We start from the raw sequence: 12,189 nt of genomic DNA, 5'->3' as shown, positions 1-12,189 counted from the left end.
GCTACACCCACTGTGCTTGCAATTCACTATGTTTTAGGCTGTAATCTTCTTTATGTCAACACTACTTAATACTCCCTCGAATGTCACCTCGCAACCGCAAACTGATATTCCTTTAGCGCAGCGCCTACGACCCAAATCACTCGATGAGGTCATTGGGCAGACGCACCTATTGGCCAAAGGCGCACCTATACGCCGTTTTGTTGAAAACGGCCATTTGCCTTCCCTAATTATGCATGGTGAAGCCGGGATAGGTAAGACGACTATTGCCATGTTGCTGGCAGATGCGGTAGGTCGACCCTTTTATCCTTTATCAGCGATAAATACAGGCGTAAAACAGCTGCGTGAAGTATTAGATGCAGGCGGCAAGTCAGGTCAAAGTGGTTTGGATTTTGCTGCGCCTGTGGTTTTTATTGATGAGATTCATCGGTTTAATAAATCGCAGCAGGACGCTTTACTTGGCACTGTAGAATCGGGTGACATTACTTTAATTGGTGCCACTACGGAGAACCCCTCTTTTAGTGTTAATAATGCATTATTATCACGCTGTCAAGTTTATCGTTTGGAACCTTTGGATGCCGAACAGATACAACGTCTTCTTGATCGAGCTATGACTACAGATAGCGTACTAAGCACTCTCGATATTAAGCTTACGGCTGGGGCACAAATAGCTAAACTTGCACATGGTGATGCGAGAAAATCCCTTAACTTACTTGAGATGGCCGTTCAAGCAGCTGACCTCAGCCAGTCGCCTATTGTTATCGATGATGATTTGTTATCGAGCGTGGCCCAAACCACGTTACAGCGTTACGATAAAGATGGCGATCAGCATTACGATATGATCTCAGCCATGATCAAATCGGTACGAGGTTCAGATCCTGATGCGGCACTATATTGGATGGCGCGCATGCTGGTGTCAGGTGAACCGCCAGAATTTATAGCCAGACGCTTAGTCATACTAGCCAGCGAAGATATTGGTAATGCCAATCCTAACGCATTATTATTAGCAGATGCGGCGCTGCGCTCTGTAAAATCTATTGGTATGCCAGAGGCGCGTATCATCCTAGGTCAAGTTGTGGTGTACTTAGCGACCTCCGCAAAAAGCAACAGTACCTATATGGCTATTAACAAAGCCATGCAGCTTGCAAAAAAAGATCAGTCTGCGGTCCCACTGCATCTACGCAATGGGGTGACTGGGCTCATGAAATCTCAAGGATACGGTCAAGATTATATCTATCCTCATGATTACCCCAATCATTTCTACCCACAGCAATATCTACCTGATGCGCTAGTGGGCAAACAGTTCTATCAGTATGCAGACAATCAACGTGAGCAGCATAGTTTGAAGTTTATGCAGTGGCTACACGATCAGTCTGCGACAAAAAAGTAAACCTTCAATACTTCTTTAAAAGTTGTAGCAAATGAGTTTAATTGGCTGCGGCTTTTGTTTGGTTGTAACTTTTGTTTGGACGCGGCTATAGAAGTTAAACGTGGTTAAGGTTACAATAGTCAGCAAAATTTTAACCGTATTTTAGAGCGTTTAAAGCGTTGTTAACTGCTTTAAATGCTTATACTTCTTAAGCTTAAATGATCGTAGCAATAAAAGTACATACGACAAATCAAATAAAAGGCTGATTTATTAAGCGCTTTATTATTTAAAATCAATTTTTGAAAAAACACCTTATTTAAAACCATCTATTTAACATACTTGTTATTTAAAACACTTTTGATATATCGCACTTTGTTTTAAACACTAATACCTATAAGACTCCACATTAAAAGAGATAGCATATTATGAAATTATGTAATATTGAAGACATTATTGATGACATTCGTGCCGGTAAAATGGTTATTTTGATGGATGATGAAGACCGCGAAAACGAAGGTGATCTTATCTTAGCTGCGACTCATGTCAACAGTGAAGATATTAACTTTATGATTACCCATGCACGCGGCTTGGTTTGTTTAACGCTAACAGAAGAGCGTTGTCGCAGGCTTGAACTGCCACTTATGAGCGATAATAACGAAGCCAAATTCAGTACGAATTTCACAGTCTCTATTGAAGCGGCAGAAGGCGTTACTACAGGTATCTCTGCTGCGGATCGTGCCCGTACTATTCAGGCAGCTGTGTCCTCTTCTGCCAAACCTGAGGACATCGTACAACCCGGTCATATCTTCCCAATTATGGCACAAACTGGCGGTGTTCTACACCGCGCAGGCCATACCGAAGCGGGATGCGATTTGGCACGTTTGGCAGGTTTAGAGCCTGCTGCAGTTATCGTTGAAATTATAAATTCTGACGGTACCATGGCACGCCGTGATGACCTAGAAAAGTTTGCTACCGAACATAATCTAAAAATAGGTACTATCGCTGATTTAATAAACTACCGTATTGCAAATGAGCAAACTGTAGAAGAGGTAGGACAACGTCCTTTTGAAACAGAATTTGGATCGTTTACTTTATATGAATTTAAAGAGTATGGCGCTACCGAAACGCATCTAGCGTTGGTTAAAGGCGACCCAAATGTGGGTATTAGCACCGTACGTGTGCATGGTTTTCACCCTTTACGTGATTTGTTCGCTGCCAAACGCGATCAAACTGGGCGTAGCGGCTGGAGTGTGCAAAATTCATTAAAAGAGATTAGCCAGTCTGAACGTGGTGTTTTGGTCTGGATTGGTAGCAACCAACCTGTCGATTTAGGAGAAGTGCTAGAGCGTGCTCAAAACAACCAATCTGTCTCTACACTGTCCAATCAGCCATACCGTAGTATCGGGGTGGGCGCTCAAATTCTGCGTCATCTGGGTGTCCGCGACATGCGCTTGTTGTCTACACCGCTTAAATTCAATGCCTTATCAGGATTTGATTTAAATGTTGTTGAGTGCGTCGATTCACCAGAGTCTAAAGCCTAGTTTTAAGGATTAGCTTTTAGAGCTTAGTTGTTTGCTTAGGCTCTAATTTGGGTTGTCTGACCGCTTCAAACTCTGAGAGAACAAAGCTTCTCACAAACTTGATAACTTTTAAGATGCTATATGTTTTAAAAACTCAGTCAGAAACTAACGCTGGCCCCTAACCTATTTATTATCATTCCCGTCACTATCCTTACTGGTGGTCAATCAAAATTGTATGCCCCAAGCTGGCAACGCAAGATTGCTGAGCAGCTGCCCAATTGCCAAGTGGTCGAGATTTAAGATTTAGGGCATGCCGTTCCTTTAGATGCCGCTTTGATATTTGCTCAAATGTTAAGACAGTTTTTGGCGTTATAGCTGTTTTTATGTGGTATGAAACTGAACTATTAACAATTAAATAGAGACTATTGCGCACTCCACTATGACACTTATTAATACTTAGCCATCACTATACCTAGTAATGAATATTTAGTAATGGTCGATTAATAATTTACACATCGTGCCAGCCACTTATTATTTAATTCCTATTAATAAACCCTTAGTAATTGGTTTAAGGTAAACTGCTTGAGATTAAGCGTCATGAAACTAATACTTGTTTACAGCATCTCAATTACCTATACTTGAATCCGTTTTTATCATTTTACATACCTAAATGGATTTAAGTATGGACACACTTACGGTGGCATTGTTGCCCCTTGTGCTTGCATTTATCATGTTCGCACTTGGCTTATCGATGAAAGTCGCTGACATTAAATATGTCATCAAGGCTCCCAAACCTTTTATGATTGGGTTTATTTCACAATTGGTACTTTTACCCCTTGTGACCTTTATACTCATTCTTTTGCTCAAGCCTGATCCTGTCTTAGCGTTTGGCTTTATGCTATTAAGCTTCTGTCCCGGCGGAGTCACCAGTAATATGCTGTGTACTCTCGTAAAAGGCAACTTACCCCTCTCAGTCGCTCTAACCTCTGTTATGAGTTTGGTCTCTATTATAACCGTGCCCATTCTTACAACGGTTTCTTATAATCATTTTATAGGCTCTAGTGCAGGTAATATAAGCTTGCTCGGCATGGGTATTAAGATGTTTTTGATTACCGCGCTCCCGGCAAGTCTTGGTATTTATATTAATGAAAAAAAACCAACCTTTACTGACAAGCACCGCACGACATTTATGAAGCTTGCCTCGGTACTATTTGTGATATTGGTTATTTTAGCGATTGTCAGTAATCGTGAGCTTTTGATTGAAGAATCAGGACAGGTGACGGTAATGATTGCGACCATGTTGATGGCGCTTTTTGTTATTGGTATTGGCATACCTAAGCTGTTTAATTTGTCTTGGGTTGATGCAAAAACTATCGGCATGGAAGTTGGCATTCAAAACAGTACGATGGCGCTTGCATTATCAGGACTAATAGCATCCTCACCCACTCAGATACTTCCAGATTTCGCGCTACCTGCTGCTGTTTATAGTGTGATTATGTATTTAATGGCCGTACCTTATATTTTATTATTTCGTAAAATTAATTAGGTAAAACACCATTAGCTATAAAGACAATGTGCTGTAAAGACAATACGCTATAAAGACAATACGCTATAAAGACAATGTGCTGTAAAGACAATACGCTGTAAAATCAGAACGCTTTAAAAACACTGCACTTTAATAGATCAGATTCACTTTTTGGAGAATCTGGTCTTTTTAGGTTTTTACTATGACTAATTTTTGGTTTTAGCATAGCGTTTCAAACAAATATAGCCCTGGTTCTACCTATAAACTGGTTATCCCATAAATTATAAAGTTGTAAATGAAGATACGCCCTAACTTCCTATAGTGATAAACTAACAAATATTATAAATGTTAAATAGTTAGGCACGCCATATCAAACCATTATATATGATCGCTAGGAAATAAAATTTTTATGTCTGATACCTCGTCACTTTTTGAGACTGAAAACTATACTTACCCAATGATGCATCCAGATGATCAGGCCAAAATAAGAGCGTTAAAAGCCTCAATCAATAAGCTTGAATCCCATCTCATCACACCTGACTCTGAGAATCTAGATGGCAATGACGTTCATCCTCTTAAGTCCTCAGAATCTAGTCAACACTCAAATCTCAATGAAGATAGCGCATCAGGCGTACAGACAGGCCTGGGTCACCCATTAATTATTGATTACCAAAAAGAGCTGAATCCCAATCAGTATTTAGCAGCTACTACTGTCTCAGGTAAGGTATTGGTAATCGCTGGCGCAGGTTCTGGTAAGACAAAAACACTGACTTACCGCACAAGTTACCTCATAGAAAATGGCGCTAATCCCGAAAACATCCTACTGCTGACCTTTACCCGCAAAGCTGCTAACGAAATAAAGTCCCGTGTCAAAATGCTGTTATCAGATAGCTTGTCGGATAGACGTGATATCAATAGCATCACTAGCGGAACATTTCACTCTTTTTGTAATATGCTTTTGCGCCGTTATTCAGGCTTGTTAGGTATCAACCCGAAATTCACCATTTTGGATACCAGCGATAGCGAAGACGCCATTGATATGATTAGTAAAGAGCGTGGTTACAGCAGTAAAAATCAAAAACAAGCATTTCCACGTAAAAAAAAGCTTCAAGAACTTCTGTCTGCTTCTCGCAATCGAGAAATACCGCTGCACGATCTAATTACCAACGATCATCCAGATTTGGTCATACATATTCCCTCTATTGAGAAACTTGCCAAGGATTTTGATCGCTATAAACGTGCCCATCACTTGTATGACTTTGACGATATCATCGCGCAAGTGGTTGAGCATTTAGAAACCAACGCCCGCTTTCGCCAAATTGTTCAAGATACCTACCGTTACGTCATGGTCGATGAATATCAAGATACAAACATTCCGCAAAAGCAGCTTATCGATTATATCTGTGAACCTGATGAGGTATCGCTAATGGTTGTTGGGGATGACAATCAAAGTATCTACGCTTTTCGGGGGGCAAACTACCATAACATTCTAAATTTTGGCGATAGTTATCCCGAGGCCAAACTTATCAAACTAGAACAAAACTATCGCAGCTCGCCCGCTGTGCTTGAATTTGTGAACGCTTTATCTGAACAGATCACCTTAGGGTATCAAAAAGAGCTCTTTTCAGACGCTCCTTTTGAAGGTGAAAAGCCTATCTTTTGCCGCCGTAGTAACGAAACCGAAGAAGCAAAATTTATTGCTGATACGGTGATATCGCTTAAGGCTGATTACGACTACACTGATTTTGCCGTATTGGGCCGAACATCATTTCAATCCAATCATATTCAGCTCGAATTTATGAAACGTAATATTCCATTTGTGGTTGTAGGGGGTATCAAGTTTATTGAAAAGCGTCATATTAAAGATGTGCTTGCACTCGTAAAGGTGTTATATAACCCTAATGATACCATCGCTTGGCACCGTATATTAACGCTATTTAAAGGGGTCGGCGATGTGACTGCTATTAAACTTACCCGCGCTATTATTGATAATAATAATCAGCTTGACCCACTACTAGACCCCAAATTAAACAAAAAAGATGAGCATCTTACCGAGCTATATCATGTGTTATTACAGGCAGAAAATAAAGAAAGTGTTAGTGACATATTAGAGATGTTACTCGAATTTTATGTGCCTGTTCTGCAAACCCTAGAGGAGAACTGGCGCGAGCGTGCCGAAGACTTTAGGGTATTGTTAAATTTAGCAGACGAGCACTCAAGTTTGGATAATTTTCTTGAAAATTTAGCACTCGATCCTCCCAATGATTCGGTGGCAGCGGGCAGTGAACCTGATAAAAAAGACAAAGATGCGGTAACCATTTCAACCATTCATAGCGCCAAAGGATTGGAGTGGCCGATAGTCTTTGTTAATGCTTTGGTCGATGGGCTGATGCCGCATCATCGCTCATCAGGAGAGTTTGAAGCGCTTGAAGAGGAGCGTAAATTATTTTATGTGGCGTGTAGTCGTGCCAAAAGCAAACTTTATCTGTCTGCTCCTGATTATATATCAAGCTATTCAGGCTATTTTGACATGGTATCCCGTTTTGTAAGCGAAGTACCCAGTAGCACTGTAACGGTTGAACGCAGAACCGCTGCAAAGCTACGTCAAAAGCTTGAAGACAATGAGCCTGAGTGGTGGTAGCGGATTGGGTTTTAGATTATGATACCTAACTATAAATTTATGTATAGTCTAAGAAGTTTAAAATGGTTATAAGGCAACCGATTTCAAGAACTACTCATGTAGGCTTAGCGAGGTTAACGCCGTAACCGTTTAGTAGTTCGCTGACTATAGCTATAAATTAAGAATTTATTTTATAGCGTCAACTTTACTGATCGTGATGCCAGTAAATCCGAAGACTAAAGTAAGCCCTAAAGATAAATAACAAAAGAAAGCATAGGGTAAATAGTCTAAGACAGGTACGTCCAAAGCTTGACTGATAAACACACCGCAGACACTCCAAGGTACCAATGGATTAATTACCGTACCCGCATCTTCAATGGTGCGTGATAGGTTTTTAGGATGCAAATTGAGCCGCTCAAATGTGGTCTTAAATGACGTACCCGATAATAAAATACTCAAATACTGCTCGCCAATTAAGACATTAATGCTTAATGCCGTCATAGCGCCTGCAAAAATAGCTTGTCCTGCGGTGACCATCTTGTCACGAATGCCGGAGATTAGAGCAGGTAGAACGCCCAATGCTTTTAATAACCCGCCCAAACTTAAAGCAAGAATAACTATAGTTTGGGTAAAGAACATGCTTTGAACCCCACCACGTGACAACATATCACCTACCTCACCAAGCTTTAGCGTAGTTGCTGGTGCATAGCCTGCAAATAGATAACTGCCTAATTGTTCAATACCTAATGGACTGTGCACATAAGTGATGAATAACGCCACCACTATAGTGCAAATAATAGTATAAATTGCATTAATACGTAATAGCGCCAGTATGATAAGTACCGCAAACGGCAATAAAGCATAACCCTGAATCAAACCACTATCAATCAATTGCGATTGAAGTGACGTAACCTCGCTTAGATCTGCAGTACGGGTATCGCCCGACAGTATCCAAAAAAGTAGCACCGTTATTACCCATGCCGGTGCGGTGGTATACATCATATTACGGATATGCTCAAATAAATCGATACCGACTACAGAGGAAGCGATGGTACCCGTATCAGATAAGGGAGACATTTTATCGCCAAAAAAAGCGCCAGATACGACGGCGCCAGCAGCAATGGCAACATTGGCATCGAACGCGTGACTCATACCAATAAAAGCCACACCTAATGTTGCAACCGTGGTCAAGCTACTACCGAGCGCCACCCCAATAATTGAGGTAAGAATAAAAGCTGAAATATAATAAAACTTAGGAGATATCAGCTCAAAGCCATAATACATCAAGGTAGGAATCGCACCCGACATCATTAAAGCTGCAATCATTAGTCCAATAAAGAAAAATAGATAAATAGCACCGATGCCGCTCACAACACCTTCGGCCATTTTTGCTTGCATCTCATTGAAACTAACTTTTTTACTGATACCAATCAGCATTAACACACAAATGGCTAAAATAAGTGATAAGTGCGGCACCCAGCCAAAGCCGATCATGGTGACACCCATAATCAAAATAATCGTCACTGCAATCATAAAAGCGGCTTGTGGACTAACTTGCGGTGACACTGTTTGAGTAGAAAGCATACCTTATCCAGTTGAATCGTTGGCGTTTTTGTCGAGTCTTCATACCTGCAAAGTTTTTAATCTTTTTAAGATATTTTGCATGCAATACGGACTCATATGAAGATTTTGCTTCATCATACGCTAAACTTTATCATCATACGCTACGCTATGAAAAGTAGCGCACTATAAGCGCTTATTAATATGACGTTGTTAAGATTTTTGTTGCGCTTATTTTCGCAGATTACACGACTAACGACAAACCTGTAACAACACATGAATCTTATATTGAGTTAACAGCCAATCTAGTTTATTCTTTAAGCAGTGAGACCTACAATTTATAAGGATAAAACATGTTTGAACGTGTCGAATATTATGCCGGCGATCCAATTTTAGGACTTATGGTCCAATATGCGAATGACAACAACCCAAACAAGGTAAACCTTGGTGTTGGCGTTTATTATGATGAAGATGGCAAATTGCCAGTACTTGACTGTGTGAAAGCTGCTGAAAAGCGTATGGCTGATTCAGTAGCACCGCGCCCTTATCTTCCTATGGAAGGACTGCCTGGACACCGTAAAGGTTGCCAAGACTTGCTATTCGGTAAAGACGCAGAAGTATTGACTGAAAATCGTGTAGCAACAATAGCTACCATTGGCGGTTCAGGCGCTTTGAAAGTAGGTGCTGAGTTTATCAACAAATGGTTTCCCGAAGCCAAATGCTACGTCAGCGACCCCACATGGGGCAACCACATTGCTATCTTTGAAGGCAGTGGTGTCGAAGTTGCTAAATACCCATACTATGATAAAGAAACTGGGTCTGTAAAATTTGATGAAATGATTGATTTCATAAGTGGCCTAAATAAGAATGACGTGATTTTACTTCATCCTTGCTGTCACAACCCAACAGGTGTGGATTTAACCCAAGCACAATGGGATCAAGTACTTGAAGTGATTAAAGAGCGTGAACTGATACCCTTCATGGACATCGCTTATCAAGGCTTTGGTGAAGACATGGACAGCGATGCTTACGCTATTCGTAAAGCTGTCGATATGGGCTTAAACCTATTTGTCAGTAATTCATTTTCGAAGAACTTATCACTATATGGTGAGCGTGTGGGTGGGTTGTCCGTAGTATGCCCTACCGCTGATGAAGCGGATCGCGTCTTTGGACAGCTTAAATTCACCGTACGCCGTATTTACTCTAGCCCACCTTCACATGGCGGTCATGTAGTAGACATCGTCATGAACGATGATGCGCTACACGAGCAATGGGTAGGTGAAGTTTATGGCATGCGTGACCGCATTAAAGCCATGCGCTTAAAGCTTAAGTCAGTGCTTGAAGCCAAAGTACCGGGTCGTAACTTTGATTATCTGACCACCCAAAATGGTATGTTTAGCTTTACTGGTCTTACGCCTGAACAAGTCGAGCGCTTAAAAACTGAGTTCGGTATTTATATGGTATCCAACTCGCGTATGTGTGTGGCGGGTCTTAATACTAATAACGTTGATTATGTGGCCAATGCCATGGCGGAAGTGCTTAAAGACTAAAGCTTATTAAAACGAAATATAGGTTTAATTTAAAAGCTGAGCGAATGCTCGGCTTTTTTGTTGGGTTCTTAAAATAGACGACACTACCAATAGCATATTCCCTAATCACATCATTTCAGGCAGAATATAGTCTTATTAAAATTTAGTTTATTGTTTTAGTTAAGCATATTCTTTTAGCTAACCACTTTCATGATTATATTTGTGTAGGTAACCTATGACTCCTTGTTCAAAACCTTTCTCTAGTCTGCCGTTATTAATACACTTATTGTTTTTATTAATTTTCTCATCATTGTTACTGCTACTTACCAGTTGTTCACGCTCAGACAATACGAGTGAATCCAATATGGCAATGACTAATAGCAATGCAGACGCCACTGACGTCATGCGTATTGCCGCTGCTGCTAATCTCGCAGGGGTGTTACCGACTGTCATTAAAAGCTATCAAAGCACTGCTAAGCAAGCTACAAATGCTACTGCGGTAAAGATCGAAGTTACCTATGCCTCTTCTGGTAAGCTATTTGCTCAGATTAACTCTGGTGCCCCGTATGATTTGTTTTTATCAGCTGATCAGGAATTTACTTCTAAATATGCTCAGCAGCAAGCAGCGGTAAACAATACCAACCTTGAGCCCTTTACCTATGCCCGAGGTCAATTGGCACTCTACAGTAGTACTCATGATTTAAACTCAACTAACACTTTAAACCAAACCAGTCTACAGCAGCTATTTAGTTCTGCGCCTGGCAAAGGTAAAACTGCGTTAAAAATCACCCTCGCTAACCCAGAATTGGCCCCTTATGGTGCATCAGCAAAAGCTTTTTTAAAACAACAAGGGGTTTACGACAAACTTGTTAACAGTAAATTGCTAATTCAAGCTGAAAACATTGGGCAAGTATTTCAATATACACATACCGGTAGTACCGACTATGGCTTTGTGGCCTTGTCACAGTTAATTAGTGCTAAGGTTAACCCTAATAATTATGTTATTTTGCCGCCGCAAAGCTATCCCGCTATCCTACAAGACGGTATCGTCGTCAGTGAGCATCCTCTAGCCACTGATTTTAGTGATTATTTAATATCTCAACCGGCACAAAAAATACTTTCAGAAGCAGGCTATTTACCAGTGAGCGAGCTGAATAAATGAGTATCAAACTAAACAGGCTAAACAGGTTACATAGGTTACATAGGCTACAGCAAACTGAGAAATAGCAAAATGTAAACCTTAATCCCTCTCCTAAAGCTGAGTTAAAACCGTATAATAGGCTTATGTCACTGCTTTCTCCCCACCTATCGGATATGTTGCTACCACTATGGCTTAGTCTTAAGCTTGCGGGTATTACCACGCTGTGCTTGATGGTTTTTGGGACTCCGATAGCCTATTGGCTAGCCAAGCCTTCCTCAAGTAAATTACTAGACCGTATCAAAATTATGCTTATGGGCATCATAGCCATGCCGCTGGTACTGCCGCCTACCGTATTGGGCTTTTACCTGCTTTTATTACTAAGCCCAAACTCTATGATAGGAAGATGGCTCGTTGCTCATAACCTCAATACTTTGGCATTTACTTTTGAAGGGTTGGTCATAGGCTCTATTGTTTACTCCCTGCCTTTTTATGTGCAGCCCGTTTATGCCCAGTTTTTACGCATTCCAAAAAGTGTCAGTGACATGGCTTTATTACTTGAGCCAAGCCCCCTACGCCGCTTTACCGCAGTGGCGTTGCCGCAAGCGAAAACAGGGATTATATTGGGTAGCTTGATTAGCTTTGCCCATACCATTGGGGAGTTTGGTGTGGTATTGATGATAGGCGGTAGTATTGCAGGAGAGACTAAAGTGATATCTATTGCTATCTATGAGCAGGTAGAAGCTTTAAACTATGACATGGCACACACCTTGTCATTATTATTGATAGCTTTAGGGATAGTACTGGTAGGCTTAATTGCTAGTGTTAATAATCGAGTGAATGGTAAAAGTAATAATAAAGCTACCAATACTTAAAAGCTCCAAATGAATAGACTTATTTAGACCTGACTTTGTATAAATAAAAGCTGTGC

8 protein-coding genes are annotated in these 12,189 nt (G+C 40.8%); 7 read left to right on the top strand and 1 reads right to left on the bottom strand.

The window, feature by feature from the left end:
- The first annotated feature begins 52 nt into the window (after positions 1–52).
- The 4 genes from AC2SLP_RS07210 to AC2SLP_RS07195 all read left to right on the top strand — a co-directional run bounded on the left by AC2SLP_RS07210 (position 53) and on the right by AC2SLP_RS07195 (position 7,052).
- The gene (locus tag AC2SLP_RS07210; RefSeq protein ID WP_486535995.1) at positions 53–1,387 is read left to right on the top strand and encodes a replication-associated recombination protein A; all 1,335 of its coding nucleotides are present in this window, start codon (positions 53–55) and stop codon (positions 1,385–1,387) included.
- A gap of 404 nt (positions 1,388–1,791) precedes the next feature.
- Positions 1,792–2,907 carry a bifunctional 3,4-dihydroxy-2-butanone-4-phosphate synthase/GTP cyclohydrolase II gene (gene ribBA / locus AC2SLP_RS07205; RefSeq protein ID WP_486535994.1) on the top strand — a complete coding sequence of 372 codons (1,116 nt, stop codon included), beginning with the start codon at positions 1,792–1,794 and terminating at the stop codon, positions 2,905–2,907.
- Between the two features lie 661 nt (positions 2,908–3,568).
- Complete coding sequence (locus tag AC2SLP_RS07200) at positions 3,569–4,432, top strand: bile acid:sodium symporter family protein (RefSeq protein WP_486535993.1); 864 nt, start codon at positions 3,569–3,571, stop codon at positions 4,430–4,432.
- Positions 4,433–4,820: 388 nt separating this feature from the next.
- Positions 4,821–7,052 (top strand): ATP-dependent helicase, encoded by a 2,232-nt coding sequence (locus AC2SLP_RS07195; RefSeq protein ID WP_486535992.1) that lies wholly within the window; start codon positions 4,821–4,823, stop codon positions 7,050–7,052.
- Between the two features lie 165 nt (positions 7,053–7,217).
- On the opposite strand, the gene nhaC is transcribed toward AC2SLP_RS07195, so the two are convergent.
- A complete protein-coding gene (gene nhaC, locus AC2SLP_RS07190) occupies positions 7,218–8,615 on the bottom strand; it encodes a Na+/H+ antiporter NhaC (protein WP_486535991.1) in 1,398 nt (465 codons plus the stop codon).
- A 329-nt stretch (positions 8,616–8,944) separates the two neighbouring features.
- On the opposite strand from nhaC, the gene AC2SLP_RS07185 reads away from it, so the two are divergent.
- The 3 genes from AC2SLP_RS07185 to modB all read left to right on the top strand — a co-directional run bounded on the left by AC2SLP_RS07185 (position 8,945) and on the right by modB (position 12,133).
- Complete coding sequence (locus AC2SLP_RS07185) at positions 8,945–10,141, top strand: amino acid aminotransferase (protein ID WP_486535990.1); 1,197 nt, start codon at positions 8,945–8,947, stop codon at positions 10,139–10,141.
- A 214-nt stretch (positions 10,142–10,355) separates the two neighbouring features.
- Entirely contained in the window at positions 10,356–11,282 is a 927-nt protein-coding gene (gene modA, locus AC2SLP_RS07180) for a molybdate ABC transporter substrate-binding protein (protein ID WP_486535989.1), read from the top strand.
- Positions 11,283–11,404: 122 nt separating this feature from the next.
- The gene (modB, locus tag AC2SLP_RS07175) at positions 11,405–12,133 is read left to right on the top strand and encodes a molybdate ABC transporter permease subunit (RefSeq protein ID WP_486535988.1); all 729 of its coding nucleotides are present in this window, start codon (positions 11,405–11,407) and stop codon (positions 12,131–12,133) included.
- Positions 12,134–12,189: the final 56 nt, after the last annotated feature.

It is taken from the genome of Psychrobacter sp. CX21 (assembly GCF_057396255.1).
Note: the sequence above shows the minus strand (reverse complement) of the source record. Positions and strands in the feature narration are given on the sequence as shown.